24 protein-coding genes are annotated in these 26188 nt (G+C 66.5%); 12 read left to right on the top strand and 12 right to left on the bottom strand.

The window, feature by feature from the left end:
* Positions 1-10: 10 nt before the first annotated feature.
* The gene (locus ACQR1D_RS02960) at positions 11-385 is read right to left on the bottom strand and encodes a nuclear transport factor 2 family protein (RefSeq protein WP_431337776.1); all 375 of its coding nucleotides are present in this window, start codon (positions 383-385) and stop codon (positions 11-13) included.
* Between the two features lie 220 nt (positions 386-605).
* On the opposite strand from ACQR1D_RS02960, the gene ACQR1D_RS02965 reads away from it, so the two are divergent.
* Positions 606-2507, top strand: coding sequence for a caspase family protein (locus ACQR1D_RS02965; RefSeq protein WP_434840479.1), 1902 nt, complete (start codon positions 606-608; stop codon positions 2505-2507).
* Here the strand turns inward: ACQR1D_RS02965 and ACQR1D_RS02970 are convergent, their stop codons facing one another.
* Entirely contained in the window at positions 2508-3200 is a 693-nt protein-coding gene (locus ACQR1D_RS02970; protein ID WP_315801750.1) for a DUF1345 domain-containing protein, read from the bottom strand.
* Between the two features lie 9 nt (positions 3201-3209).
* Complete coding sequence (locus ACQR1D_RS02975; protein ID WP_315801749.1) at positions 3210-4130, bottom strand: polyprenyl synthetase family protein; 921 nt, start codon at positions 4128-4130, stop codon at positions 3210-3212.
* A 187-nt stretch (positions 4131-4317) separates the two neighbouring features.
* On the opposite strand from ACQR1D_RS02975, the gene mtgA reads away from it, so the two are divergent.
* From mtgA to ACQR1D_RS02990, 3 genes are all read left to right on the top strand, one after another.
* Complete coding sequence (gene mtgA / locus ACQR1D_RS02980; RefSeq protein ID WP_434840482.1) at positions 4318-4989, top strand: monofunctional biosynthetic peptidoglycan transglycosylase; 672 nt, start codon at positions 4318-4320, stop codon at positions 4987-4989.
* A gap of 168 nt (positions 4990-5157) precedes the next feature.
* Positions 5158-5340: a 50S ribosomal protein L32 gene (gene rpmF, locus ACQR1D_RS02985; RefSeq protein ID WP_006610266.1), complete on the top strand. Its 183-nt coding sequence runs from the start codon at positions 5158-5160 to the stop codon at positions 5338-5340.
* 188 nt (positions 5341-5528) lie between these two features.
* A complete protein-coding gene (locus ACQR1D_RS02990; protein WP_434840478.1) occupies positions 5529-6254 on the top strand; it encodes a hypothetical protein in 726 nt (241 codons plus the stop codon).
* A 15-nt stretch (positions 6255-6269) separates the two neighbouring features.
* On the opposite strand, the gene ACQR1D_RS02995 is transcribed toward ACQR1D_RS02990, so the two are convergent.
* The gene (locus ACQR1D_RS02995) at positions 6270-6491 is read right to left on the bottom strand and encodes a hypothetical protein (protein ID WP_315801747.1); all 222 of its coding nucleotides are present in this window, start codon (positions 6489-6491) and stop codon (positions 6270-6272) included.
* Between the two features lie 367 nt (positions 6492-6858).
* On the opposite strand from ACQR1D_RS02995, the gene ACQR1D_RS03000 reads away from it, so the two are divergent.
* Positions 6859-8526, top strand: coding sequence for a bifunctional diguanylate cyclase/phosphodiesterase (locus ACQR1D_RS03000; protein ID WP_316179424.1), 1668 nt, complete (start codon positions 6859-6861; stop codon positions 8524-8526).
* Positions 8527-8565: 39 nt separating this feature from the next.
* On the opposite strand, the gene phaR is transcribed toward ACQR1D_RS03000, so the two are convergent.
* Positions 8566-9165: a polyhydroxyalkanoate synthesis repressor PhaR gene (gene phaR, locus ACQR1D_RS03005; RefSeq protein WP_257167926.1), complete on the bottom strand. Its 600-nt coding sequence runs from the start codon at positions 9163-9165 to the stop codon at positions 8566-8568.
* A gap of 383 nt (positions 9166-9548) precedes the next feature.
* Here phaR and ACQR1D_RS03010 point away from each other — a divergent pair, with 383 nt between their 5' ends.
* The 4 genes from ACQR1D_RS03010 (at position 9549) to ACQR1D_RS03025 (ending at position 14984) form a co-directional block, all read left to right on the top strand.
* Complete coding sequence (locus ACQR1D_RS03010) at positions 9549-10727, top strand: acetyl-CoA C-acetyltransferase (RefSeq protein ID WP_315801746.1); 1179 nt, start codon at positions 9549-9551, stop codon at positions 10725-10727.
* Between the two features lie 271 nt (positions 10728-10998).
* On the top strand, positions 10999-11724 hold the full coding sequence (locus ACQR1D_RS03015) for a beta-ketoacyl-ACP reductase (protein ID WP_316179215.1): 726 nt from the start codon (positions 10999-11001) through the stop codon (positions 11722-11724).
* Between the two features lie 153 nt (positions 11725-11877).
* Positions 11878-12750: an aromatic amino acid exporter YddG gene (yddG, locus tag ACQR1D_RS03020; protein WP_316179217.1), complete on the top strand. Its 873-nt coding sequence runs from the start codon at positions 11878-11880 to the stop codon at positions 12748-12750.
* A 224-nt stretch (positions 12751-12974) separates the two neighbouring features.
* Complete coding sequence (locus ACQR1D_RS03025; RefSeq protein WP_315801743.1) at positions 12975-14984, top strand: putative bifunctional diguanylate cyclase/phosphodiesterase; 2010 nt, start codon at positions 12975-12977, stop codon at positions 14982-14984.
* 1 nt (position 14985) lies between these two features.
* On the opposite strand, the gene ACQR1D_RS03030 is transcribed toward ACQR1D_RS03025, so the two are convergent.
* A complete protein-coding gene (locus tag ACQR1D_RS03030) occupies positions 14986-15420 on the bottom strand; it encodes a cupin domain-containing protein (protein WP_316215284.1) in 435 nt (144 codons plus the stop codon).
* 11 nt (positions 15421-15431) lie between these two features.
* A complete protein-coding gene (gene gloB, locus ACQR1D_RS03035; RefSeq protein ID WP_315801741.1) occupies positions 15432-16199 on the bottom strand; it encodes a hydroxyacylglutathione hydrolase in 768 nt (255 codons plus the stop codon).
* 192 nt (positions 16200-16391) lie between these two features.
* Here gloB and ACQR1D_RS03040 point away from each other — a divergent pair, with 192 nt between their 5' ends.
* Entirely contained in the window at positions 16392-17168 is a 777-nt protein-coding gene (locus ACQR1D_RS03040; protein WP_315801740.1) for a class I SAM-dependent methyltransferase, read from the top strand.
* Between the two features lie 86 nt (positions 17169-17254).
* Here the strand turns inward: ACQR1D_RS03040 and ACQR1D_RS03045 are convergent, their stop codons facing one another.
* The 5 genes from ACQR1D_RS03045 to ACQR1D_RS03065 form a co-directional block, all read right to left on the bottom strand.
* On the bottom strand, positions 17255-18082 hold the full coding sequence (locus tag ACQR1D_RS03045) for a DUF4167 domain-containing protein (protein ID WP_315801739.1): 828 nt from the start codon (positions 18080-18082) through the stop codon (positions 17255-17257).
* Between the two features lie 582 nt (positions 18083-18664).
* The gene (gene prmC / locus ACQR1D_RS03050; protein ID WP_434881362.1) at positions 18665-19552 is read right to left on the bottom strand and encodes a peptide chain release factor N(5)-glutamine methyltransferase; all 888 of its coding nucleotides are present in this window, start codon (positions 19550-19552) and stop codon (positions 18665-18667) included.
* 193 nt (positions 19553-19745) lie between these two features.
* Positions 19746-20831 (bottom strand): peptide chain release factor 1, encoded by a 1086-nt coding sequence (prfA, locus tag ACQR1D_RS03055; RefSeq protein ID WP_316179225.1) that lies wholly within the window; start codon positions 20829-20831, stop codon positions 19746-19748.
* A 60-nt stretch (positions 20832-20891) separates the two neighbouring features.
* Positions 20892-23159 (bottom strand): phosphoenolpyruvate--protein phosphotransferase, encoded by a 2268-nt coding sequence (gene ptsP, locus ACQR1D_RS03060; protein WP_315715187.1) that lies wholly within the window; start codon positions 23157-23159, stop codon positions 20892-20894.
* A gap of 302 nt (positions 23160-23461) precedes the next feature.
* Positions 23462-24718, bottom strand: a complete 1257-nt coding sequence (locus ACQR1D_RS03065; RefSeq protein ID WP_315801736.1) for an aspartate kinase — start codon at positions 24716-24718, stop codon at positions 23462-23464.
* 160 nt (positions 24719-24878) lie between these two features.
* On the opposite strand from ACQR1D_RS03065, the gene ACQR1D_RS03070 reads away from it, so the two are divergent.
* On the top strand, positions 24879-25346 hold the full coding sequence (locus tag ACQR1D_RS03070; protein ID WP_315801735.1) for a PH domain-containing protein: 468 nt from the start codon (positions 24879-24881) through the stop codon (positions 25344-25346).
* A gap of 47 nt (positions 25347-25393) precedes the next feature.
* Positions 25394-26158, top strand: coding sequence for a bifunctional 2-polyprenyl-6-hydroxyphenol methylase/3-demethylubiquinol 3-O-methyltransferase UbiG (gene ubiG, locus ACQR1D_RS03075; RefSeq protein WP_409997904.1), 765 nt, complete (start codon positions 25394-25396; stop codon positions 26156-26158).
* Positions 26159-26188: the final 30 nt, after the last annotated feature.

Raw genomic sequence — 26188 nt, forward strand, 5'->3', positions numbered from 1 at the left:
TGCGCCGGCCTCAATCCCGGAGGTCGTAGCGGTAGGACTTCGACACGATCTGCCAGCCGTCCTTCAGCTTCATCGCCACCAGGTAATCGGTGAAATAGCGCGGCGGCAGCTGGCAGCGCACCTTGATGAAGGCGGTCTTGTCGTCGGAACGGTCGATGGTGACGATGAAGTCCTCGCGCGGCTTGCCTTCGCCTTTGGCGGAGGGGCGCTTGCGCACCCAGGCCAGCCAGTCCGGCACGGTGAGGATCTTGAGCTCGCCGTTCTCGACCCAGCGCAGGTCCGCGGTGGGGTGGAACACGGCGCCAAGCTTGTCGGCATCGCCCTCGTAGAGCGCGTCGAAATAGCCCTGCACGACGGCCTCGACAGTGGAACGGTCTGCGCTCATGGCCAACTCCCTGGGGAACCGCGGACAAACAAGGATCGCATTTTCGATGCAAAACGGGACTTGGCAAGCCATGAACTGCGGATGATGCTCCGTCGACAGAAATATCGTGGCCCAGGCGGGATGTCCCCGGACCGAACCTTGCGTGATCCCGGTCACAAGCCGAACGGCCGCAATCTGCTAGCAGACCGAGCATGTTTCCCAGGGCTATGGGGTAGATACGATGTCGTGGTCAGTTCGATTGGGCGGTTTTCTCGTGGCGGCAGCGCTGCTGCTGGCCGGCCACCCGGCGCTCGCGGAGAAGCGGGTGGCGCTCGTCATCGGCAACTCCGCCTATCAGAACGTGCCGCAACTGACGAACCCGGTCAATGACGGCGCGGTCATGACGGCGACCTTCAAGAGCGCGGGCTTCGATGTCGTCGATTATCGGCGCGATCTCACCGCGCGGGAGACGCGCCGGGCACTGCGCGATTTCGCCGATGCCGCCCGCGATGCCGATATCGCGGTGGTCTACTACGCCGGCCACGGCATGGAGGTCGAAGGGTCGAACTATCTGATCCCGATCGACGCCCGGCTCGAGCGCGACACCGATGTCTACGACGAGACGCTGTCGCTCGACCGCATTCTGGTTGCCGTCGAGCCGGCGAAGAAGCTGCGCCTCGTCATTCTCGATGCCTGCCGTGACAACCCGTTCACCCGCAACATGCAGCGGACGGTGGCGACCCGCAGCCTCGGCCGCGGCCTCGCCAAGGTCGAGCCGACCAGCCCGAACACGCTGATCGCCTATTCCGCCAAGGCCGGTTCGACCGCGCAGGACGGCGACGGCAAGAACTCACCGTTCACCTTGGCGCTGTCGCGGCACATCGCGACGCCCGGGCTCGACGTCCGCAAGGCGTTCGGCTTCGTCCGCGACGAGGTGTTGAAGGCGACCGCCAACCGCCAGGAACCGTTCGTGTACGGCTCGCTCGGCGGCGAGGACGTGCCGCTGGTTCCCGGCGTGCCGCGCGTCGTGACGCAGATGCCGGTGACGCCGCCGCCGAACCCTCAGGCCGACATCCGGCGCGATTACGAGCTCGCGATGCAGGTCGGCAACAAGGGCGCGCTGAACGCCTTCCTGGCGCAGTACCCCGACGGTTTCTATGCGAGCCTCGCCAAGCTGCAGCTCGAAAAGCTGACCGCCGAGGAGAACCGCGTGGTCGCCGCCGAGAAAGCCCGCGCGACCGAGGCCGAGCGGGCGCGGCTCGCCGCCGAGGGCGCGCGCAAGGAGACGCTCGCCAAGGCGGAGGCCGAGGCCAAGGCCGCGGAGCAGGCGCGGATCGCAGCCGAGAAGGCCACGCAGCTCGCGCAGCAGCAGGCGGCCGAAGCCGAGAAGAAGCGCGGGGAGCAGCAGCTCGCGGCGGTCGACAATCCGCGCGCGGCGACATCGCCCGGCACGCCGACGGCCGCAGCGCCGCAGCAGGGGCCGCAGGTGGCCGCGCTCACCCCGGCCGCGCAGCCCGCCGATCTCACCAAGTCGGTGCAGCTCGAGCTGCGCCGGGTCGGCTGCCTCACCGAGGATGCCGATGGCGACTGGGGCTCGGCCTCGCGCCGCTCGCTGTCGCAGTTCAACCGCTATGCCGGCACCAAGCTCGACACCCAGGCGGCATCGGCCGATGCGCTCCAGGCGATCAAGCTCAAGCAGGCGCGGGTGTGCCCCCTGGTCTGCCAGCATGGCAGCAAGCCGGACGGCGACCGCTGCACCCGCATCGTCTGTGCCGAAGGCTCGTTCGTCAACGACGACAATGAATGCGAGAAGCGGCGCGACCGGAAGCCGGTCGCCAAGCGCGACAGCAGCGACGAAGATGTGCCGTCGCGCCGCCGCGGCCGTGCGGCACCGGACGCCGGCCTGCCGATGCCGGCTCCCGGTACGGGCGTCGGGGTGGGGATCGGAGGTGGTGGCGGTCTCGGCATCGGGGCGGCCCCGGGCTACACCAGGCCGCAGACGCAGGCGGCCCGGCCCGCGAAGTCGGGCGGGCAGATCTATTGCGACGCCTATCTGTGCCGCACCGTCCGGCCCGGCTGCCGGCTCGAATATCGCGGCGGCGGCGGGCCGGCCAACAATGCCAGCGTCGAGGTATGCAACTGATCAGGAGGAGATCGCGCTGGCGGCGATGTTGACCATCAGGGCGACCAGCGCGGTGTTGTAGACGAACGAGATGATGCCGTGGACGGTCGCGGTGCGGCGGATGATCTTGTCGGTGATGCCGACGTCGGAGACCTGGGCGGTCATGCCGATGATGAAGGAGAAGTAGACGAAGTCCCAGTAGTCGGCGTGCTCGTCTTTGTCGCCGCTGGGGAATTGCAGGCCCCCAGGCTTGGCGCCGCGGTAATAATCATGGGCGTAGTGCAGGGCGAAGGTCGCATGCACCGCGGCCCAGGACAGCGAGACGGTGAGCAGCGCCAGCGTCAGCGCCGGAGCGTCGCGCTTGGAAGCGCCGAGCTCGAGCACGATCGCGGCGATGCTGGCGAAGGCGCCCAGCGCCGTCACCATCAGGATCACGAAGCGGCCGTCGTCCTGCATGACCGCCTTGCGGCGGATGTGATGATGCTCGCTGCGCAGCATCATCACCGCGACCAGCACGAGGTAGATCGCGGTGAAGATGTCCCAGCCGATCAGCAGCCGCGTGATCAGGCGGAGCGCCGGCGGCAGCAGGAAGAACGCGACGATCGCGAGCCCCAGCGATATGAAGGTCCGCGGCCGCGCATAGATGACGCGCAGCGCAGCTGGCAGCCTTGCAAAGCGGGCGAGGTCCGGATCGTCAGGATGGACTCCGGCCAACGCCTCGCCTCAGCTCTTGCGTTCGGCAACGAAGTGGGCGGCGGCGCGCAGCACGTCGCCCTTGGCGCCGAAGATCGACAGCGCGGCATCGCCGCGGGCGAGCAGGTCGCGGACGCGCTGCCTGGCGCCCTCGATGCCGAGCTGGGTGACGAAGGTGGTCTTGCCGAGCTCGGCGTCGGCGCCGGCCGGCTTGCCGAGGGTCGCCGCATCGCCCTCGACGTCGAGCAGGTCGTCGGCGATCTGGAAGGCCTCTCCGAGCGCGCGGCCGTAATCGTCGAGCGCCTGGTACTCGGCCGCCGAGGCCTGACCGAGCAGGGCGCCGGCGATGCAGCCGAAGCGGAGCAGGGCGCCGGTCTTCATCTGCTGAACGCGGGCGACGTCGACCGGGCCGCTGTCGCCGAACCGGCCCTCGCCGGCGAGGTCGAGGATCTGGCCGCCGGCCATGCCGCCGACACCGGCGCAGCGGGCCAGCGCCCGGGTCAAAGCGAGGCGGACGCCGGCATCGGGATGAATCTCGTCGCGGGTGATGATGTCGAAGGCGATGGTCAGCAGGGCGTCACCGGCCAGGATCGCGGTGGCGTCGTCATAGGCCTTGTGCAGCGTGGGGCGGCCGCGGCGCAGATCGGAATTGTCCATCGCCGGCAGGTCGTCATGGATGAGGGAGTAGCAGTGGATGCATTCGAGCGCGGCGCCGGCCATCAGCGCGCCCCGGCGCGGGACGCCGAACACGGCGGCGCTCTCGACCACCAGGAACGGGCGCAGCCGCTTGCCGCCGTTCAGGCTGGAATAGCGCATCGATTCGATCAGCCGCTTCGGCCTGATGATCTCGTCGGCCATCGGCGCATCGGACAGGAGCTCCCCGAGCAGCGCTTCGGTCTCCTCCGCGGTCTTGTCCAGGCGTTGGGTGAAGTCGGTGGCCGTCGCAGTCATTTAAGAAGAGCTCCAGGGGGGCGAAATTCGCCGGACAATCGTTGATGGCGGCGACTTCGTCAATTGCCGGAGCGGTGGCGGCTTTCGGCCGCAACGGCGGAAAAAAGCAGGAAACCACATCGAGATGTCGGATAATCCCGGCCAACTGGCCGCACCCGCGGCGGTCCCAACCGAGCGGCGCCTGCCCTTGCGTACCGTCAGAACCCTCCTCGTGATCGCCGTGCTGGTGCTGCTCGTGCCCTACGCGCTGACGCCGTTCTATGCCGTGGGCCACCCGGTCTCGACCCTGATGCTGTGGCGGTCGGTGACGGGGCAGCCGGTGACGCGGCACTGGATCGACCTCTCGGCGATGTCGCCGTATCTGCCGCGCTCGGTGGTGGCGGCGGAGGATGCCAAATTCTGCAGCCATCACGGCATCGACTGGGGCGCGCTGCGCGAGGTCATGGACGATGCCGAGGACGGCGAGGTCAGCCGCGGCGGCTCGACCATCACCCAGCAGGTCGCCAAGAATTTGTTCCTCTGGCAGGGCCGCAGCTACGTCCGCAAGGCGCTGGAACTGCCGCTGGCGCTGTGGATCGACCTCGTCCTCGGCAAGCGGCGCATCCTCGAAATCTACCTCAACATCGCCGAGCTCGGCCCGTCCGGCCAATTCGGCGCCGAGGCCGGCGCGAATTACGCCTTCAACCGCTCGGCGGCGGGCCTGGGTGCGCGTGAGGCGGCGCTGATGGCGTCGATCCTGCCGAACCCGGTCCGGCGCAGCGCCCGCACGCCCGGCCCCGGCGTGAGACGGCTGTCGGCGACCTATATGATGCGGGCGCAGGCCCAGGGCTTGCAGACCTGCTGGGGGGAGCGGCGTTGAGACCGGGCGGGCCGAATTTTGGCCAAAAATGCCTCGCCGAGCCCCTAGCCATACCGGAGCCCTTCCTCTATAAGCGCGGCCTTGATCGGCATCCGGGCTCGCCAGCTTCATGGCTGCAGCCGTCCTTTGCGGACGATGCCTTGCAAAAATACCCTAGAGGATACCGATATGGCCGTCCCCAGAAGAAAAACTTCGCCGTCGCGCCGCGGCATGCGCCGCTCGGCTGACGCGATCAAGAAGCCGACCTATGTCGAGGACAAGGATTCCGGCGAGCTGCGTCGTCCGCACCACCTGGACCTGAAGACCGGCATGTACAAGGGCCGCCAGGTCCTGAAGAAGAAAGACGCCTGATTGTCCGCGCGGGCCGCTTTCCAAGCCGCCCGAATTCGGCCATCGATGGGGTTGAAAGCGGTCCCGTGCGACGTGATTCGCCGGGACCGTTGCGTATCTGTGCCGCGTGATCCCGTCTCGCTGTCATCTTCTTCGCACCGATTGATTTTGCGCCGGGCCGCCGCCCGCGCCATCCAAGGCTTCAACCGATGTCCATGGTCGGTTTCCCGCTGCTGCTGATCCCGCTGGCGATCTACAACATGATCGTCTTCCTGATGCCGGGGGTCGCCTTCAGCGAGACGCTGCTGCGCCTTCAGCTTCCGTCCGGCGAGCTCTGGACGATCTCGCTCGGCGACATGCTGCTGGCCCTGGGCGTGCTGCTGCTGCTGCTCGAGATCATCAAGGCGGCGAAGCCGAACGGCAAATATCTCACCGACCACCTGCTGTCGCTGCTGGTCTTCGGCGCCGCCGCCGCCGAATTCGCGATGTGGCAGAAGTTCGGGAACTCGACCTTCCTGCTGCTGACCCTGCTGGCGATGGTCGATTTCTTCGGCGGAGTCTCGCTGCGCACCAAGCGCGTCGCCCGCGCCATCGTCGCAGCTCCCGCTCCCATGCCGGTGCCGGCCGAAGCGACCGTGCCTGATCCGGAGCCTGAGCCGATCGAAGAGCCGGCCAGAGAAACGGTCAAGGAACCGACCAAGGTGGAGGTTGAGCAGGCGGAGGTTCAGAAGGCGGATGCTGCCGCGCCTGCCGTTGAAGAGCCGAGCGATGCCGTGCCGGCTGCTGCTTCGGTCGCCGAGTCCGTGCTGCTCGATCGCTCGGTCCCCCGGCCGGCTCCCGCGCCGACGACTGGCTGGGTCGCGGAGGCAAAGGAGACCGAGACCGCTGCACCTGGCGCTCCAGAGCCGGCCAAACCCGACACGCCGAAGCCCTGAGGCGCAGGAGCGCGCTTAGATCATTTCTCGGGTCCGGCCGCCGGCACGCGTGACCGGCTGAAGCCTCGCCGCATAGGCACTGTGGACGTCGGCGGCGGCCGCGCGCCTGAGCGTGCGGGTCTGCGGCAGCTGCTCGGCGGTCGCGATCAGATGGGTCACGAAGCCGGCATCGGGGCGGGCTGCGCGAATGATCCGCGCGCGACGGTCATGGCTCGCATCGCTCGGCAGCAGCGTCACCGAGCGGGGGGTCTCCTCCAACCCATCCAGGCGACCGCCGTCCTGATCAATCGTTAACATTGTCCAACCACCGCCGGCGCGATTGTCACGTTCTGGGACGCCGGTACCTTTCGCTCCTCGATCTCGCAAAAGCAATGCCGTCCCAAGCGTCGCTGGGCGCTGCATGTTCCAAACATGGTTGACGCGTCTCGGACACGCGCTCGTCGCCTCGGCATGCTCTCCGTTAACCAGAGATGCGTAGTCTGATTCGCGAACTCGGCCGCCGCCGCTCGCGCGGATACGCGTCGGCCGTTCCCAAATCAGCGCCGGTCCTGCCGGCCTGTGCCGAAACGAGGCGACCTTGACATCCGAATTGCCACAGACCGCGATGATCCTGGCGTCCCTGGGCCAAGCCGCCTTCGTCTGGGACCTTGCAAGCGACGTGATCGTCTGGAGCGACCATGTCGGCGCGGTGTTTGCCGACGTTCCGCTGCCGCAGCTCTGCAATGGGGCCGAGTTCAGCAAGCTGATCGAGCCGGACCGCGGCATCCGCACTGAGATCATGCTCCAGACGGCACCGCTATACGGCGCCAGCGGCACGCCGTACCGGATCGAATATGGCGTGCGCACCCACGCCGGGGCGCCGCTGATCTGGGTCGAGGAAACCGGCTGCTGGTTCGCAGGCTCCGACGGGCGGCCGGCCCGTGCCCAGGGCATCGTCCGGATCAACAACGAGCGCCACGCCCGCGAGGAGCAACTGCTCAAGCTGTCACGGCACGATCCGCTGACCGGCGAGCTGAACCGGACGCATCTGCTGGCGACGCTTGCCGAGGTGATCGAGGAGGCGCAGCGGTTCCGCTTCTCCTGCGCCTTCATGCTGGTCGGCATCGATCATCTCGCGCGCATCAACGACGCCTTCGGCTTCGACGTCGCCGACGGCGTCGTGCTGGAGATCGCCCAGCGCATCCGGGGCCGGCTCCGTGGTGGCGACACGCTCGGGCGGTTCTCGGGCAACAAGTTCGGGTTGATCCTGAAGAACTGCACGATGGACGACATGACCACCGCCGCCGAGCGTTTTCTCGCGACCGTGCGCGACGAGGTGGTGCCGACCAAGTCAGGGCCGGTCGCCGTCACCGCGACGATCGGCGCAGTGAGCGTTCCCCGTCACGCCCGCTCGGTCGAGGAAGCGGTCAACCGCGCCCATGAGACGCTCGACGCCGCCAAGCGCCGCCGCATCGGATCGTTCTCGACCTGGCGGCCGAACGTGGAGCGCGACGCGCAGCGCAAGGTCAACATCCGCGTCACCGACGAGATCGTGACGGCGCTCAATGAGCGGCGCATCGTCACGGCGTTCGAGCCGGTGGTGAATGCCAACACGCTTGCGCCCGCCTTCTATGAATGCCTGGTGCGGATGCGCCAGGATGACGGCCGGGCCTTGCTGGCGCCGGACGTCGTCCCGGTCGCCGAACGGCTCGGATTGATCCGTCTGGTCGATCACCGCATTCTGGAGCTGGTGGTGGCTGAGCTCGCGAGCACGCCCGACGTCACCCTGAGCCTCAACATCTCGCCTGAGACCACCATGGATCCGGACTGGTGGGCCTCGATCGAATCCATGATGCGCGCCCATCCTGGGGTCGCCGAACGGCTGATCGTCGAGATCACCGAGACGGTCGAGATCCAGGACGTCGACGATCTCCGCGGCTTCGTGACGCGGCTGAAGGATCTCGGCAGCCGAATCGCCATCGATGATTTCGGCGCCGGGCACACCTCGTTCCGCAATCTGCGCAAGCTCGGCGTCGACATCGTCAAGATCGACGGCGCCTTCGTGCAGAATCTCGTGCGCTCGGCTGACGACCGCGCCTTCGTCCAGACGCTGGTCGAGCTGGCGCGACGGCTGCAGATCAAGACGGTCGCGGAATGGGTGCAGGACGAGGCGTCGGTCGCGCTGCTGCGCGACTGGGGCTGCGATTACATCCAGGGCCGGGTGATCGGCCTCGCCTCGGTCGATCGGCCGTGGATCGAGCACGGCAGGGCAGAATTGCCGGCGGCGAGCTGATCAGCCGCCGGCCTCCAATCGCGGATCAAGCGGCAAGCGTCAGCCTTGCTGCTCGTCCTTCTTCGGCTCCGACATGCGGTCGAGCCGGTCCTGCATTTCCTTCATCTGGCGGCGCAGCTCGTCGATGTTGTCGTCGGCGGCGGCAGCAGCGGGCTCGGCGGCCTTCTCCTCGGCGCGGACCGCACCAGGCGCGAACGGCTTGAACATCGAGAAGGTCTGCTGGAACAGCTCCATGTTGCGGCGCACCTGCTCCTCGAGCGGCGCGAAAGGCGTCCCGCTGAAGGTGTCGGCGATCTGCTTGCGGAACTTCTCCTGCTCCTTGGTCAGTGTGTCGATCGACTGCTCCAGGTATTTGGGTACCACCATCTGCATGCTGTCGCCGTAGAAGCGGATCAACTGGCGCAGGAATGTGGTGGGCAGCAGGTTCTGTCCCGCCTTGTTCTCCTGCTCGAAGATGATCTGGGCGAGCACGGACCGGGTGATGTCGTCGCCGGTCTTGGCGTCGTAGACCAGGAAATCCTCCCCGTTCTTAACCATCGAGGCCAGATCTTCGAGGGTCACGTAGGTACTCGTCCCGGTATTGTAGAGCCGCCGGTTCGCGTATTTCTTGATCGTGGTGGGTTGGTCAGATTTCGCCATGAGCTCACACATGCAAACCGAGAACAGGGAACCCGGCGGCGTCGCCGCAGGGCGAAGAGCTACGCAATGCAATAACGTAATCACTTTCGGGCGAGTTCGGCTACGGTTTTGTGCGGAACGGTTAATCCCGCAGCAGAATTCCTGCTCACGAAACCGCCAAGCGTGCCAATTTGAATGCGCCGCAACAGGAATCGCTGATGCCGCCAATTGACATGTCGCAACGACGTTAACAGGATGAAGTGCGAAGGTTGCGCATCTGCCAATCCGAGGCTTGCGGACGGCCGGCGCGACCGTGAACGAAGAAATTCGGTTTGATTTCAAATACGCCCGATCTCTCAAGCCCTCGTTTCCACGTCCAAGATCAAGAACCCCAGGAGATGCTCATGTCAGACGATGTCGTCATCGTCAGCGCCGCCCGCACCGCGGTTGGAAGTTTCAACGGTGCCTTCGCCAGTGTCCCGGCCCATGAGCTGGGTGCGGTGGCCATCAAGGCCGCGCTGGAGCGCGCCGGTGTCGAGCCCGGCCGCGTCTCGGAGGTCATCATGGGCCAGATCCTGACTGCGGCGCAGGGCCAGAACCCGGCGCGCCAGGCCTCGATCGCCGCCGGCATTCCAGTCGAGAGCCCGGCCTGGGGCATCAACCAGCTGTGCGGCTCCGGCCTGCGCTCCGTTGCGCTCGGCTATCAGGCGCTCGTCAATGGCGACTCCGACATCGTGGTCGCCGGCGGCCAGGAGTCGATGAGCATGGCGGCGCATGCGCAATATCTGCGCGCCGGCGTGAAGATGGGCTCGCTCGATCTGGTCGACACGATGATCAAGGACGGCCTGTGGGACGCCTTCAATGGCTATCACATGGGCAACACCGCGGAGAACGTTGCGAAGCAATATCAGATCACGCGTGCGCAGCAGGACGAGTTCGCCGTTGCATCGCAGAACAAGGCCGAGGCGGCTCAGAAGGCCGGCAGGTTCAAGGACGAGATCGCGCCCGTGACGGTGAAGAGCCGCAAGGGCGACACTGTGGTCGACACCGACGAATATCCGCGTCATGGCGCGACGATCGAGGCCATGGCCAAGTTGCGCGCGGCCTTCGAGAAGGACGGCACGGTCACAGCCGGCAACGCGTCGGGCATCAATGACGGCGCCGCGGCCGTGGTGCTGATGACCGCCAAGCAGGCGGCCAAGGAAGGCAAGACCCCGCTCGCGCGGATCGTGTCCTGGGGCCAGGCCGGCGTCGATCCGAAGGTCATGGGCACCGGCCCGATCCCGGCGTCGCGCACGGCGCTGAAGAAGGCCGGTTGGAACATCGCCGACCTCGACCTGATCGAAGCCAACGAGGCGTTCGCCGCGCAGGCCTGTGCCGTGAACAAGGACCTCGGCTGGGATCCGGCCAAGGTCAACGTCAACGGCGGCGCGATCGCGATCGGCCATCCGATCGGCGCATCCGGCGCGCGCGTGCTCGTGACCCTGCTGCATGAGATGCAGAAGCGCGACGCTAAGAAGGGCCTCGCGACGCTGTGCATCGGCGGCGGCATGGGTATCGCGCTGTGCGTCGCACGCGACTAAAAAGCCGGCAGTGACTGCGAACCGTTCAGCCTTCGCAATCGCGTCCAGCTCAACTAAAGATCAACGCCCGGCGATCTCGCCGGGCGTTTTGTTCTTGATGTCCGTCAAACACGTCGCATAATCGACCACTAAAAAAATGGAGTTGAGCGAGCATGGATGGTCGTGCGGCAAGGTGATGGTCGCGCGGAGGTTCATGATCCAATAACAACGGTAGGCACGGTGGCAGCCAGAGGTTGTCCTGTGCGATCAGTCATCGAGGGAAGGATTCGACATGGCACGTGTGGCGTTGGTGACGGGGGGAACGCGCGGTATCGGAGCGGCGATCAGCAAGGCGCTGAAGGCGGCGGGATATAAGGTCGCGGCGAATTACGGCGGCAACGATGCCGCTGCGGAGAAGTTCAAGAGCGAGACCGAGATCCCCGTCTACAAATGGGACGTCAGCTCGTTCGAGGCTTGCGGTGAGGGCATCAAGAAGGTCGAAGCCGATCTCGGTCCCGTCGATGTCCTGATCAACAATGCCGGCATCACCCGTGACACCGCCTTCCACAAGATGACGCTCGAGCAATGGAGCGCGGTGATCAACACCAATCTCGGCTCGCTGTTCAACATGACCCGCCCGGTGATCGAGGGCATGCGCGCGCGCAAGTTCGGCCGCATCATCAACATCTCCTCGATCAACGGCCAGAAGGGCCAGTTCGGCCAGGTCAACTACTCCGCGGCGAAGGCCGGCGACATCGGCTTCACCAAGGCGCTCGCGCTGGAGACGGCCAAGGCCGGCATCACCGTCAACGTGATCTGCCCGGGCTACATCAACACCGAGATGGTGCAGGCGGTGCCGAAGGACGTGCTCGAGAAAGCCATCCTGCCGCTGATTCCGGTGGGGCGCCTCGGCGAGCCCGAGGAGATCGCGCGCGCCGTGGTGTTCCTCGCGGCCGACGAGGCAGGGGCCATCACCGGCTCGACGCTGTCGGTCAATGGCGGCCAGTACATGGTGTGATCTGCGCCGGCGGCGTTGCCTCCGGCCGCCGTCTGCGGCTAAGGAAAACGTGATGCCCGCGCTCGCCGCGGGCATTCACGTCTTGGACGCTCCCCGCACGGACGCAGGCGTGGGTGGCCGGCATGAGCCGGCCTTGACGGAGCCTGCCGCCTGATGTCCCAGCGCACTGCGACCCTGATCGGTCTGACCGCGATCCTGATGTGGTCGCTGCTCGCCTTGTTGACGGTCGCGACCGGCACGATTCCCGCCTTCCAACTGGCGGCAATGACCTTCGCGATCGGCGGTGCGGTCGGCCTGGCCAGTTTGATCCGCCGAGCGGCCGGGCTGGAGGTGCTGCGGCAGCCGGTGGCGGCGTGGGTCGTGGGCGTGGGCGGGCTGTTTGGCTACCACGCGCTTTATTTTCTGGCGCTGCGCTTCGCGCCACCGGCCGAGGCCGGGCTGCTGAACTATCTCTGGCCGCTGCTGATCGTGCTGTTCTCGGCCTTTCTGCCGGGCGAGCGGCTCGCGGTTCATCACGTGATCGGTGCCGGGATCGGTCTCGTCGGCACCGCGCTGCTGTTGCTCGGCAATGGTGCGAGCTTCGCTGCGAGCCAGTTGCCGGGGCTTGCGGCCGCCTTCGTCGCGGCGTTCGTGTGGGCGATCTATTCGGTGCTCTCGCGCCGTCTGAAGGCGGTGCCGACCGATGCCGTCGCCGGCTTCTGCCTGGCGACGTCCGCTCTCGCGGCTCTGGTCCATGTTGCGGTCGAGCGAACGGTCTGGCCTGACGGTCCGATGCAGTGGCTCGCTGTTGCCGGTCTCGGCATCGGTCCGGTCGGTGCTGCGTTCTATGCCTGGGACATCGGCATGAAGCGCGGCGACATTCGGGTGCTGGGTGCGGCGTCCTATGCGACGCCGCTGTTGTCGACGGCGTTCCTCATCGTTGCCGGCTACGCGCGGCCGAGCGCGACGATCGCCGTGGCGGCGCTGCTGATCGCCGGTGGCGGTCTGGTCGCGGCCAAGGACATGTTCCTTCTGCGCAAGCGCTGAGCGCTCGGGTGAAGGGCGAGGTGAGCGGAGTCAGGCCTCGCATGCGAACTTCGGCGGCCCAATCCGACGGTTATCCTTGATGCGCACTTAACCGTGCGCAAAACCAGCGCGCCGGCCGGTAGCTCACAACCGTCGATTACAGTTTGACGCGTTCTGCACCTAACCCGCCCTTTACCCGTCCTGAGCGATAGTCCCTGCGAAATGGTGCTGACAACGGGGCGGCAATGCCGGACGTGAGACGTTACATGGCCCGCGCGGCGGAGTTGTTTCGCGTTCCCGCCGACAATCCCGAGCTGACGCGTGCGCAGTTCCAGGCGTTCTCCAAGCAGGTGCCGCTGCTCTATTTCATTCTCATCACCAATAGTCTGGCGCTCGCCTACACGTTCCTGCCGGTGGCGCCGGCGTGGCTGACGATTTCAGTGCCGGCGCTGCTGTCGACGATTACCGGCGTTCGCATGCTGTGGTGGCTGCGGCAGGGCGAGTCCGCCAGCAGCGACGCCGAGGTGCTGCGCAACCTCCGTGTCACCAACCGGATTGCCGGTCCGATCGGAGCGCTGTTCGTCGTCTGGTCGTTCGCGTTGTTTCCCTATGGCGATCCGTTCGCCAAGGGGCAGGTCGCGTTCTACATGGCGGTCACGGTCATCGGCATCATCTTCTGCCTCATGCATCTGCGCTCCGCGGCGCTGATCGTGACCCTCGTGGTCATCGTCCCCTATGTCGTCTTCTTCATGTCCACGGGCGTTCACGCGCTGCGGGCGATCGCTGTCAATCAGCTGCTCGTGTCCGGCGCCATGGTCACGGTGCTGTTCATCTACTACCGCGATTTCGCTGCGCTGGTTGCCAGCCGCAAATCGCTGCTCGCGGAGCAGGCCGCGACGCAAGCGCTGTCGGATGAAAACTTCCGGCTCGCCAATCTGGATTCGCTGACCGATCTGCCCAATCGCCGTCGCTTCTTCTCGGAGCTCACGCAAGCCTTCGCCGAGGCCGAGCGGGACGGCACGCGGCTTGCCGTCGGCATCATCGATCTCGACGGCTTCAAGCCGATCAACGACACCTATGGGCATACGGTCGGCGACCGCGTGCTGATGGAGGCCGCGCGCCGCATCCGCGACGCCTGTGCCGGCCATGGCGGCCAGGTCCATCTCGCCCGGCTCGGCGGCGACGAGTTCGGACTAGTGGTCGCCGGCAATCCAACGGACGACGATCTGCTCAACCTCGGACGGCAGATCACCGACCTCATCAAGCTGCCTTATCAGTTCGACACGACTCATACGGGCCTGTCGTGCTCGACCGGCTTTGCGCTGTATCCGCGCTCGGCCATGGTTGCGGATGCGCTGTACGAATGCGCCGATTATGCGCTCTACCACGCCAAGCGTCGCGCCCGCGGCCAGGCCATCATCTTCTCGACCGAGCTCGAGGCGGAGATCCGCAGCCGCAGCGTGATCGAGCATCTGTTGCGCACGGCCGATTTCGACGCCGAGATGGATCTGGCGTTTCAGCCGATCATGGACGCCACGAACGCACGCACCACCGGCTTCGAGGTCCTGGCGCGCTGGCACAGTCCCAAGCTGGGCACGGTGTCGCCCGCGAGCTTCATCCCGGCCGCCGAGCGGATCGGCGTCATCCGCAGCCTGACGCGTTGTCTCCTGGTCAAGGCGCTCGCCGCGGCGCGGACCTGGCCGGACGACATTCGCGTGTCGTTCAATCTCTCCGCACACGACATCTGTTCTCCGGACGGCGTTCTTCCGCTGCTGGCCGTCATCCATGCCAGCGGTGTGCCGCCGCGCCGCATCGAGTTCGAGATCACCGAAACCGCCGTCACCTTCGATTTCGCTCGTGCCGAGCAGTCGATCGCGGCATTGAAGGCGATCGGTTGCGGCATCTCGCTGGACGATTTCGGCACCGGCTACTCGTCGCTCAGCCACGTTCACCGGCTGCCGCTCGACAAGCTCAAGGTCGACCGCAGTTTCGTGAGCGACGTCAATGCCAATCCGATCAGCCACAAGATCATCAAGTCGCTGACCGGCCTCTGCGCCGACATGGAAATTTCGTGCGTAGTCGAAGGTGTCGAGACCAAGGAGCAGCTCGACAGCCTGCGGCGTCTGGGCGCGGACTACATCCAGGGCTACTACTTCGCCAAGCCGATGCCGGCCGATGCGGTTTCCGGCTTCCTCGCCCAGGAGCGCGAGCGCTTCGCCGAGCCGGCCGCGAAGGTCGTCGGCGCGAGCGCCTGACTCAGACCTCCGGCTCCCAGCCGGGCGGCGCGAGTTCGAATCCTTCGAACATGAAGCCCGGCGCCACCGTGCAGCCGACGAGCGTCCAATCGCCGCTGCTCTCGGCGGCCTGCCAGGCATGGGCGGGCACCACCGCCTGCGGTTGCTGGCCGGCTGCGAGGTCGATGCCCAGCGTCGTCGTTTGCAGCGCCTGGCCTTCGGCGGCGATCCGCAAGGTCAGCGGTGCCCCGGCATAGAAGTGCCAGGTCTCGACTGCATCGACCCGGTGCCAATGCGAACGCTCGCCGCGCGCAAGCAGGAAATAGATCAGCGTCGATGCGGCGCGGCCGGAGGCGTCGACGGCCGGATCGCGAAACGTCTCGCGAAAATGTCCGCCCTCCGGATGCGGCTGCAGACCGAGACGCGCGATGATGTCGGCAGCCGAGAGCGTAGCCATCGTCCTCAGCCCTACGACTTGTTCTTGCGCTCGCGCAACTCGCCGAACACCTGCTCGGCGCTCGCGCCCTTCATGCGCAGCCGCAGCGCGACGGCCGGATCGTCGGCGCGCAGGAACACGTTGGTGTTCTTTTCGTCGCCGAGCAGCGACGGGATGGTCGGCCGGTTGGCGGCACGGAGCCGTCCCACCTCGTCGGCGCGGGCTTTCAGTGCCTCGTTGTCGCCGTCGACGGTGAGGGCGAATTTGACGTTCGATGCGGTGTATTCGTGGCCGCAATACAGCCTGAAATCGTCCGGCAGGGCGCGCAGCTTGAGCAGCGAGTCCCACATCATCGAATAGGTGCCCTCGAACACGCGGCCGCAGCCGACCGAGAACAGCGTGTCGGCCGCAAACAACGCCTTGTCGGCATCGAACACGTAGGAGACGTGGTCGAGCGTATGGCCTGGCGTTTCCAGCACGCGCGCGAGCAATTCGCCGATCTTCACGACATCGCCATGGGCGACTCGCAGATCGACGTTGGCGATCGCCGTCGTCTTGTCGTGCGGCGCGACGACCCGGCAGCCATATTTCTGCTTGAGCTCGGCGACGCCGCCGACGTGGTCGTGATGATGATGCGTGATCAGGATGTCGGTGAGCGTCCAGCCTTCGGCGTCCAACTGCCGGACGATCGGTCCGGCCTCGGGGGCGTCGATCGAGGCAGTCGCACCGGTCGCAGGGTCATGGATCAGATAGCCGAAATTGTCGGACAGGCAGGTGAAGGCGCGGATGTCGGCGGCCATGATGTCTCCGTCGGCGGGACCGGGCGAGGCACGATGGTCGCGCTCGCGATGCCAAGAGGTCGTGGAGGCGGAGCCCGGGCGCAGCGCTGCGGGCGGCCTCCGATGTGCCGGGCAGAGATATGGCGTTAACGCTGGAGGCGCAACGCAATATTGGACACGCGGCGGCGCGCGCCCGCATGATACATTGACGTCATGGACGTGATCGATCTGCGAAATTTCTATTCGGGTCGCCTCGGGATCGTCGCGCGGCTCCTGATCAACCGCGGTATCCGCGCGCGCTGGCCGAGCGCGGCCGGGCAGCGGGTGCTGGGCATCGGCTATCCCACGCCCTATCTCGGCTTGTTCCGCGAGGATTCCGAACGCTGCATCGCCTTCATGCCGGCGGCCCAGGGGGTGCTGAAATGGCCGACGGCACGGCCGACGCTGGCCTCGCTGGTGGACGAATTCTCGCTGCCGCTGCCTGATGCGGCGGTCGACCGCATCCTGATCGTGCATGCGCTGGAGATGTCGGACGACCCGGCCGGGCTGCTGCGCGAGATGTGGCGGGTGCTGGCGCCGGCGGGACGCATGATCATCGTGATCCCGAACCGGCGCGGCGTCTGGACGCGGACCGACAACACGCCGTTCGGCCATGGCCGGCCTTATTCGCGCTCGCAGATCACGCAGCTGCTGCGGCAGACCTGGTTCACGCCGACCGGCTGGGGCGAGGCGCTGTTCATGCCCCCGGTTGGCGGCTGGTTCCTGAAATCGGCGATGGCCTGGGAGCGCGTCGGCGCGGCGCTGTCGCTGCCGTTCGCCGGTGTCCACATCGTCGAGGCGACCAAGCAGGTCTACCGGGTGATCCCGGCGCGCCGCGAGCGCATCCGGCTGATCCCGCGGCTCGAACCGGTGCTGGCGCCGTCGCCGTCGGCCCCCGGATCCAGTGGCTCCGGTCGCCGCGAGGCCGGTCCGCCGTCGCGCGAGGGATGATCCCGGGCCGTTCTCCTGCGCGCCTCCCGCACAAAAAAACGGGTGGGCTCTGAGCCCACCCGTTTCGTCATGATGGAGCGTAATCGCTATTCGCCCGGATTGAGATCCTCGCTCGGCGCCGGTGCAGCAGCGGCCGCTTCAGTGCGCGGACCATGCGGACGCCGGCGGCGGCGCGGATAGCGCTCGGCAGCGCCCTCGAAGGCGGCCGGGGGATTGGCGATCTGCGGCTGCGGACCGGTGATGAAGGACGGCAGCCGATCGACACCGCTGTCGGCGATGACGGGCTGGGGTTGCGGCTGCGGCTGGTACTGGACGGGCTGCGGACGCTCGCGGTGCTCGCGCGGCTCCCGCTCGCGATGCTCCCGCGGTTCACGGTGCTCCCGCGGCTCGCGGTGTTCGCGCGGCTCGCGATGCTCACGCGCTTCGCGATGCTCACGCGGCTGCTGCTCGCGCTGATAGGGCTGGTTGTCGCCGCGCTCGCGCTGGCCGCCTTCGCGGTCGCGCATGAAGGGCTGGGGTTGAGGCTGCGGCTGGGCCGGAACGAAGCCGGGCTCCTGGCCGAAATGCGAGAAGCTCTCGCCGTCATCATCGAGGTCGTCGACGGTCAGGTCCTCGGTGTTGCGCGGCTGCTGCGGCTGGTTCTGGCGGAATTGCTCCTGCGCGGCGGCAATCAGGCGGAAATAGTGCTCGGCATGCTGGTAGTAATTTTCGGCGGCAACGGGGTCACCCGAGGAGCGGGCGTCGCGGGCAAGCTGGACATATTTCTCGGCGACATGAGAGGCTGTGCCGCGGATCTTGATGTCCGGCCCGTTGGACTCGAACACCCTGGTCAGCGGATTCTGGCCGCGCCGGTTATTATTGTTGTTACCGCTGTTCCGGTTGCGCATCCGCTTGTTGTTCTGACCGTTTCTCATGTCCTGCCTTTATTCCAACCCTGCGTTAGGAGCACCGATTGTCTGAGCACTGATTGTTATGCACTGATTGTTATCGGAATACCGAGAGCGTATTGAAATACCTTCGCTGGGCTCGGGCGCCTCGCGCGCGGTCCAAATGGTCCCATCCGACCCATGTCGGTTCCGACATGCCGGTTCGGTTCCGACATGCCGGTTTGATCCATGCCGATGTGATCGACAGCCGATTCTCTCGACAAAAGCGCGTTCAAAACGCGTTCCCCACCCGCCAGCCCCTGGGACCGGCGAACCACGTCATTCAGCCAGCCAAGGCGACATGCGCCACGACCACCCAGTTTGCTTAGCGTAAGACCTCAAGTGCAAAGTCAGGCTTTCGTTCGCTTTGCAGTCGCGGGCTGCGCAGCCATCCGGCTCTCGCGCTCAGCAGATCTGCGTTCTGGAACCTATCGCCCGGCGTGGCTCTCTGGCATCTGACCGCGGCGGTGTTCCGTGAATACCGCTCGTCGTGGCCTGCACCGGTGCTGTGAATGGAACGTAGTCGCTCCCGGGGGATATTCCAAGAGCTTTTTCCGTATCCCCGGACCTTTACCGGAGCTTTTTTAGGCCCATGACGGTTCGGGGAATACCGGCCAGATCGGCCCGGATCGTGGAGGAATCGGCCGCCAGGCCAGCCCTCACCATCAATGCAGCGACGCCGTCACTCTGGCCAAGCCCGACCTCCACGATGACAGCGCCGCCTGGCCGAAGCAGGGCCGCTGCCTGCGGGATCAGCGCGCGGTAGGCGTCGAGCCCGTCCTTGCCTCCGTCCAGTGCGCGCAGCGGATCATGACTGCGCACCTCGACGTCGAGCTCGCTGATCTCGGACGACGGAATGTAGGGCGGGTTCGACACGATCAGGTCGAAGCCAGCGGACAGCGCTGCTGCATAGGAGCAGGCGACGAAGCCGGCGCGGTCGGCCAATCCGAGCGCGCGCGCATTGTCCCGCGCGGTGGCCAGCGCGCCCACGCTGATGTCGGTGCCGACGCCATGGGCCCGTGGCAGCTCGGACAGCAATGCCAGCAGGATCGCGCCGGAGCCGGTGCCGAGATCGGCGATGCGCAAGGGGCGCGTCAGGGCGCCGCCGGCGGCGAGATGCTCGAGTGCCAGTTCGACCACGGTCTCGGTGTCCGGCCGCGGCACCAGCGTATCCGCCGAGAGCTGCAGCGGCAGGCCCCAGAACTCCTTGGCTCCGAGGAGGCGCGCCACCGGCTCGCCGACCAGCCGGCGTTGCACCAGCGCTTCCAGACGCTGCGCATCCGCGTGGGATAGCTGCCGTTGGCCATGCATTACGAGACCGGTGAGGTCGAGCTGAAGCGCATGGCCCAGAAGCAGCCGCGCATCGAGCTCCGGCGAATCGAGACCGGCGGCTGCAAAGCGGGCCGCAACCGCGCGCCGCGCCGAGTCGATGTTTGCGCCGGCGATGATCTCGGTCATCGCCCGCGCTCTCTCCACGGGTCATCCCCGCGAACGCGGGGATCCATACGCCGTGCCGTTGCGAGGCGGAAGGTCGGAGTTGCAGCCTTTGCCAGCCACGAATACCTGTGGTGATGGGTCCCGGCGTTCGCCGGGACGACAGCTGATGTGCCGCAACACGGTCGCGCTTCGGTTGGCAGCGCGCAGGCGCCGCTCACGCCGCAGCGCCCTGCGCGGCAAGCTGTGCCGCCTGATGCTCCGTCGTCAGCGCGTCGATCAGTTCGCCCAGCGCTTCGCCCGCGATCACCTGCGGCAGCTTGTAGAGCGTCAGATTGATGCGGTGGTCGGTGACGCGCCCCTGCGGGAAATTGTAGGTGCGGATGCGCTCCGAGCGGTCGCCGGAGCCGACCTTCTCCTTGCGGTCGGCGGAGCGCGCGGCGTCGACCTTCTGCCGCTCGGCGTCGTAGATGCGCGAGCGCAGGATGTTCATCGCCGAGGCGCGGTTCTTATGCTGCGAGCGGCTGTCCTGCATCATCACCACGATGCCGGTCGGAAGGTGGGTGATGCGGATCGCCGATTCGGTCTTGTTGACGTGCTGGCCGCCGGCGCCCTGCGCGCGCATGGTCTCGATGCGCAAATCGTCCTGCTTGATGTCGACGTCGACATCCTCGACCTCGGGCAGCACGGCGACCGTCGCCGCCGAGGTGTGGATGCGGCCCTGCGTCTCGGTATCCGGCACGCGCTGCACCCGGTGCACGCCGGATTCGAACTTCAGCTTGGCGAAGGCGCCGCGGCCCTGCACCTCGGCGATGATCTCCTTGTAGCCGCCGACGGTGCCTTCGGACGCCGAGATCACCTCGACCTTCCAGCCCTGCAGGGCGGCGAACCGTTCGTACATGCGGAACAGATCGCCGGCGAACAACGAGGCCTCGTCGCCGCCGGTGCCGGCGCGGATTTCGAGCACGACGTTGCGGTCGTCCATCGCGTCCTTGGGCAGCAGCGCGACACGGATCTTCTGCTCGAGCTCGCCGCGGCGCGCGATCAGCTCGTCGCGCTCGGCCTCGGCCATCGCCCGCATCTCGGCATCGGTGGCGGGATCGGCGATCAGCGCCTCGGTGTCGGCGAGTTCTTTGACTCCTGCACGATAAGCCTTCACCGCGTCGATCAGCGGATTGAGCTCGGCCAGCTCGCGGGTGATCTGCACGTAGCGGTCGGAATTGACCTGGCCGAGCAGCTCCGCCTCGAGCGAGGCGTGATGCGCGAGTAGGACATCGAGTTTGGCTTCGGGAAGCGACGACATGTTGCAATCTGATCTAGGAGCAAACGATACGGACGGAAGGCGGCCGGCGCGACAGGCCGGCTACAGCGCGAGGCCTTCGCTCTCGGCGAACTCGGTCAGCTTCTGCCGCATCGAGAAGCTGCCGGCCGGCGCGGCCAGCCACTCGGCCATCTTCGTCGCCGCCTTGCCGGCGTCCAGTTCGAGGATCATCGCCTTCACAGGGCCGTGCGCGGTGGCCGACAACGACAGCGAGCGGTAGCCGAGCGCGATCAGCGCCAATGCGCCGATCGGCTTGGAGGCCATCTCGCCGCACAGTGACACCGACCGTTTCGCCGCCTTGGCCTTGTGCACGATCTGCTGCAACGCCCGCAGGATCGGCGTCGACAGCGTGTCGAAGCGCTCGGAGACCTTGGCGTTGCCGCGATCGACCGCGAACAGGAACTGGAACAGGTCGTTCGAGCCGACCGAGATGAAATCGACCTTCGAAAGCAGCTCGTCGAGCTGATACAGCAGCGCCGGGACCTCGAGCATGGTGCCGACGTCGACGCGCTCCGGCAGCGTATGGCCGTGCTGGCGCAGATAGGTCAGCTCGCGCTCGACGATCGCCTTGGCCGTGTCGAACTCGGCGACTTCCGAGATCATCGGGAACATGATGCGCAGCGAGCGGCCGCCGCCGGCGCGCAGCAGCGCCCGGATCTGGCCGCGCAGCAGGCCCGGACGGTCGAGGCCGAGGCGGATCGCGCGCCAGCCGAGCGCCGGATTCTCCTCGATCACGGTCTCCATGTAGGGCAGCGCCTTGTCGCCGCCGATGTCGAGCGTGCGGAACGTGACCGGCTTGTGGCCGGCGGCGTCGAGCACCGTGCGATACAGCGCCAGCTGGTCGCTGGAGCGCGGCAGGCTGGCGGACACCATGAACTGCAACTCGGTGCGGAACAGGCCGATGCCGGCGCTGCCGGTGTCCTCGATATGCGGCAGGTCGATGACCAGGCCGGCATTGATCATCAGCTCGACCGGCTGGCCGTCCTTGGTCACGCAGGGCTTGTTGCGCAGCTCGCCATATTGCGCCTGGCGGCGGGCGCGGAAGCGCACCCGTTCGGCATAGGCGGATTCGATCTCGGAGGACGGCCGAACGTAGATCGAGCCCGACGTGCCATCGACGATGATGGCGTCGCCGGGATCGGCGATGCCCGGCGCGTTCGGCACCTCGCCGACGGCGGGAATGCCGAGCGCACGCGCCACGATCGCGACATGCGAGTTGGCGGTGCCTTCCTCGAGCACGAGGCCGCGCAGCCGCTTGCGGTCGTAGTCGAGCAGCGCCGCCGGACCCATCGCGCGCGCAATCAGGATGGCATTGTCGGGCAGATGCTCGCGCCGCGGCGCGTGGTCCTGGCCCACCAGCTGGCGCAGCAGCCGGTAGCCGAGATCCTCGAGATCGTGCAGGCGCTCGCGCAGATACGGATCGGTCGAGCGCAGCATGCGGGCGCGGGTGTCGGACTGCACGCGCTCGACGGCGGCTTCGGCCGTGAGGCCGGTCGCCACCGCCTCGTGCAGCTTGTGCGACCAGCCCTGATCGTTGGCGAACATGCGATAGGCTTCGAGCACCTCGCGGTGCTCGCCGCCGTCGGCGACGTCACCGCGCTCCAGCATGCGGTCGAGGTCGGCGCGCAGCTTGAGCAGCGCGGCGTCGAGCCGCTTGATCTCCTTGGGCAGGTCCTCGGCGATGTAGTTGTTGATGACGACGCGCGGCTCGTGCAGCACGACATGGCCGAGCGCGATGCCATCGGACAGCACCGTGCCGGTCTTGTGGATCGAGTGCCGCGCCGCCGGCTCGGCACCGGGCTGGGCGAGCGCTGCGAGCTCGCCGGAGGCGATCATCTCGGCGAGCACCATCGCGGTGGTCTGCAGCGCCTCGACCTCTTCCTCGACATAGGTGCGCTTGGCGCGGTTCTGCACCACCAGCACGCCGAGCGTGTTGCCGGCGCGCAGGATCGGCACGCCGAGGAAGGAGTGGTAGATCTCCTCGCCGGTCTCCGGGCGATACGAGAAGGCGGGGTGGCTCTGCGCGTCGTTCAGGTTGAGCGGCGTGGCCTCGCTGGCGACGAGGCCGACAAGGCCCTCATGCGCGCTCAGCACGGTCATGTGCACGGCGTCGCGGTTCAGACCTTCGGTAGCGTAGAGCTCGAGCGTGTTGTCGACGCGCAGCACATAGACCGAGCAGACCTCAGCGACCATGTTGGCCGCGATCAGCACCACGATCTTGTCGAGCCGCTCCTGTGCCGAGACCTGCTCCGCCATGGTCTCGCGAAGCCGTCTGAGCAGGACGCGGGGGCCTCCCGACGCGCTTCGCATGTGGCACAATCCCCCTTCCTGGGGCCAGCCCGGCACGCGGCCGGATCTGGCGCTAAACTCGCGGCATCGAACAGCTTTCTCGATTCGGCACTATCGCACGCTCAGAGTGCCGGCCCGAACCAGAACAACCATCACTGGAGCACAGTTTGCGGCTGCCATCCTGCGATGGCGTATAGCGAATTAGGGCTTGTTTTGCCAAGCAAAACGCCTGCCACCGCGGGCGGCGTCAACGGCTTTCGAACGATCTCCGGCCCGTCCCGCTGTCACATAACGGGACAGGTGTGGTCGCGGAGGAGGATTTTCTAGGCCTGGTCCAGTCCGTAGAGCGTATGCAGCGTGCGGACGGCGAGCTCGGTGTAGGCGGCGTCGATCAGCACCGAGAACTTGATCTCGGAGGTCGTGATCGCGCGGATGTTGATGTTGCGGGCGGCGAGGGCGGCAAATCCCTTGGCGGCGACGCCGGCATGGCTGCGCATGCCCGAGCCGATCACCGAGACCTTGGCAACGTCGGTCGCGGTATCCAGGCGCTGATAGCCGATCTTGTCCTTGGCCGCCGTGATGGTCTCGCGCGCGCGATTGTAATCGGTGGCCGGCACCGTGAAGGTGAGATCGGTTGTCTTGCCGTCTTCGGAGACGTTCTGGACGATCATGTCGACGTTGATGTTGGCATCCGCCAGTGGTCCGAAGATCGAGGCGGCAACACCCGGCTTGTCCTCGATCTGGCGCACCGAGATCTGGGCCTCGTCCTTGGAGAAGGCGATGCCGGTCACGACGTGATTTTCCATGATTTGTTCCTCGCTGCAGATCAGCGTCCCCGGCGGCTGGTTGGCGTGCGGGTCGATATCCTCGGGCTTGTCGAATGAGGAGCGGACGAAGATCGGCATGTTGTGGACCATGCCCAGTTCCACCGAGCGGACCTGCAGCACCTTGGCGCCCTGGGACGCCAGCTCCAGCATGTCCTCGAAGGCGATCTTGTCGAGCCGCTTGGCCTTCGGCACCACCCGGGGATCGGTGGTATAGACGCCGTCGACGTCGGTATAGATGTCGCAGCGGTCTGCCTTGATGGCGGCCGCGATCGCCACCGCCGAGGTGTCCGAGCCGCCGCGGCCGAGCGTGGTGATTCGCCCGGTTTCGGCGTTGATGCCCTGGAAGCCGGCGATGACCGCGACCTCCTTGCGGTCGCGAAAGCGCTGGATCAGCTCGGAGCCGTCGATATCGACGATTCGCGCCGAGGCATGGGCATCGCTGGTCTTGATCGGGATCTGCCAGCCCTGCCACGAGCGGGCCTGGATGCCCATGCCCTGCAGCACGATCGCCAGCAGGCCGGACGTGACCTGCTCGCCCGAGGCCACGACGGCGTCGTATTCGCGCGCATCGTGCATCGGCGACGCCTCGGTGCACCAGGCGACCAGTTCGTTGGTCTTGCCCGACATCGCCGAGACGACAACGGCGACCTCATGACCGGCATCGACCTCGCGCTTGACGTGGCGCGCGACGTTGCGGATGCGGTCGATGTTGGCGACGGAGGTGCCGCCGAATTTCAGCACGAGGCGACCCATGACGACGCGCTCATTCCCATCAGGAGGATAAGTTGACCGGCTGAGCGCGAAACCGGAGGCGCGCCAGCCGAAACGCGCGTATACATAGCGCCGCGGCTGGGGGCAAGACGGTTCCTTGTGGTGACAGGGTCAGGTTACAGGGTCAGGTTAGAGGCTTGGAATGGCGCGTTACATCGACGAAATCCTGCAACCCGGCGAGAAGGTGCTGTATTCGACCAATGCGCACTGGATGTTCTACCTTCCGGCGATCGGGGCCTGGATCGTCGTGTTCGGATTGCTCGTCCTCACCCGCATGACCGTGAACGACAATCTGGTCATGCTGTGCCTGGCCACCGCCGCCGTCATCGCCATTGTTGCGCTGTATTGGACGGTCCGGGCCTGGTTCCATCGTCTCACCACCGAGACGGACGTCACCAATCGCCGCGTCGTGCACAAAACCGGTTTCATCAAGCGCCGTACCTTCGAGATGGCCCTCGACAAGGTCGAGAGCGTCGACGTCAACCAGACCATCATGGGACGGGTTCTCAATTACGGCGATGTCACCATCTTGGGTGTGGGCGAGGGCAAGGAAACCATTTCGACCATCGCGGAGCCGCTGGCGTTCCGGAACGCCATCACGGCGCGCTAGCCCGGTACGGCGCCGCAGCTTCGATCATTGAGTATTCAGCGATGACAATGCCTCAGGATTCCCGCAGCCCTTCTGTTCCCTCCGGCTCGACCGTCGATCCGGCCGAGATCGCGAAGTTCTCGAAACTGTCCGAGACCTGGTGGGACCCGAAGGGCAAGATGGCGCCCCTGCACAAGATCAACCCGCTGCGCCTGACCTATATCCGCGATGCCGCCTGCCGGAAATTCGAGCGCAACGCCAAGAGCCTCAACTGCCTGTCCGGGCTGCGCATGCTCGACATCGGCTGCGGCGCGGGATTGCTGTGCGAGCCGTTCACACGGCTGGGCGCGCAGGTCGTCGGCGTCGACCCCTCGGCCAGCAACATTGCCGCTGCCAGGCTGCATGCCGAGAAGGGTCATCTGTCGATCGACTACCGCTGCACCACGATCGAGGAGATGGACCCGCGCGAGCGCTTCGACATCGTGCTGGCGATGGAGGTCGTCGAGCACGTCACCGACGTCAGTGCCTTCCTCGGCCGCTGTGCCGCGGTGCTGAAGCCGGGCGGCATGATGGTGGTCTCGACCCTGAACCGCAACTGGAAGAGCTTTGCGCTCGCCATCGTCGGCGCCGAATACGTGCTGCGCTGGCTGCCGCGCGGCACGCACGAGTGGAGCAAGTTCGTCACGCCGGACGAACTGACCAAATACCTGCTCGACAACCGCCTGGTCATCACCGAGCAGAGCGGCGTCGTCTACAGCCCCTTCGCCGACCGCTGGAGCCTGTCGACCGACATGGACGTGAACTACATGGTGGTCGCCGAGCAGATGGTCTAGCCGGCGCGGTGTGCCCGGCTGCCGCTCCAC

The organism is Bradyrhizobium sp. HKCCYLRH2047, from assembly GCF_051168175.1.
In the GTDB taxonomy this organism is placed as follows: Bacteria; Pseudomonadota; Alphaproteobacteria; order Rhizobiales; family Xanthobacteraceae; genus Bradyrhizobium.

Bases quoted from the DNA above. Each gene is read 5' to 3' on its own strand.
- ACQR1D_RS02960 (WP_431337776.1), bottom strand. From the start codon at position 385: ATGAGCGCAGACCGTTCCACTGTCGAGGCCGTCGTGCAGGGCTATTTC.
- ACQR1D_RS02965 (WP_434840479.1), top strand. From the start codon at position 606: ATGTCGTGGTCAGTTCGATTGGGCGGTTTTCTCGTGGCGGCAGCGCTG.
- ACQR1D_RS02975 (WP_315801749.1), bottom strand. From the start codon at position 4,130: ATGACTGCGACGGCCACCGACTTCACCCAACGCCTGGACAAGACCGCG.
- rpmF (WP_006610266.1), top strand. From the start codon at position 5,158: ATGGCCGTCCCCAGAAGAAAAACTTCGCCGTCGCGCCGCGGCATGCGC.
- ACQR1D_RS02990 (WP_434840478.1), top strand. From the start codon at position 5,529: ATGTCCATGGTCGGTTTCCCGCTGCTGCTGATCCCGCTGGCGATCTAC.
- ACQR1D_RS03000 (WP_316179424.1), top strand. From the start codon at position 6,859: ATGATCCTGGCGTCCCTGGGCCAAGCCGCCTTCGTCTGGGACCTTGCA.
- phaR (WP_257167926.1), bottom strand. From the start codon at position 9,165: ATGGCGAAATCTGACCAACCCACCACGATCAAGAAATACGCGAACCGG.
- ACQR1D_RS03010 (WP_315801746.1), top strand. From the start codon at position 9,549: ATGTCAGACGATGTCGTCATCGTCAGCGCCGCCCGCACCGCGGTTGGA.
- ACQR1D_RS03015 (WP_316179215.1), top strand. From the start codon at position 10,999: ATGGCACGTGTGGCGTTGGTGACGGGGGGAACGCGCGGTATCGGAGCG.
- yddG (WP_316179217.1), top strand. From the start codon at position 11,878: ATGTCCCAGCGCACTGCGACCCTGATCGGTCTGACCGCGATCCTGATG.
- ACQR1D_RS03025 (WP_315801743.1), top strand. From the start codon at position 12,975: ATGCCGGACGTGAGACGTTACATGGCCCGCGCGGCGGAGTTGTTTCGC.
- ACQR1D_RS03030 (WP_316215284.1), bottom strand. From the start codon at position 15,420: ATGGCTACGCTCTCGGCTGCCGACATCATCGCGCGTCTCGGTCTGCAG.
- gloB (WP_315801741.1), bottom strand. From the start codon at position 16,199: ATGGCCGCCGACATCCGCGCCTTCACCTGCCTGTCCGACAATTTCGGC.
- ACQR1D_RS03040 (WP_315801740.1), top strand. From the start codon at position 16,392: ATGGACGTGATCGATCTGCGAAATTTCTATTCGGGTCGCCTCGGGATC.
- ACQR1D_RS03045 (WP_315801739.1), bottom strand. From the start codon at position 18,082: ATGAGAAACGGTCAGAACAACAAGCGGATGCGCAACCGGAACAGCGGT.
- prmC (WP_434881362.1), bottom strand. From the start codon at position 19,552: ATGACCGAGATCATCGCCGGCGCAAACATCGACTCGGCGCGGCGCGCG.
- prfA (WP_316179225.1), bottom strand. From the start codon at position 20,831: ATGTCGTCGCTTCCCGAAGCCAAACTCGATGTCCTACTCGCGCATCAC.
- ptsP (WP_315715187.1), bottom strand. From the start codon at position 23,159: ATGCGAAGCGCGTCGGGAGGCCCCCGCGTCCTGCTCAGACGGCTTCGC.
- ACQR1D_RS03065 (WP_315801736.1), bottom strand. From the start codon at position 24,718: ATGGGTCGCCTCGTGCTGAAATTCGGCGGCACCTCCGTCGCCAACATC.
- ACQR1D_RS03070 (WP_315801735.1), top strand. From the start codon at position 24,879: ATGGCGCGTTACATCGACGAAATCCTGCAACCCGGCGAGAAGGTGCTG.
- ubiG (WP_409997904.1), top strand. From the start codon at position 25,394: ATGCCTCAGGATTCCCGCAGCCCTTCTGTTCCCTCCGGCTCGACCGTC.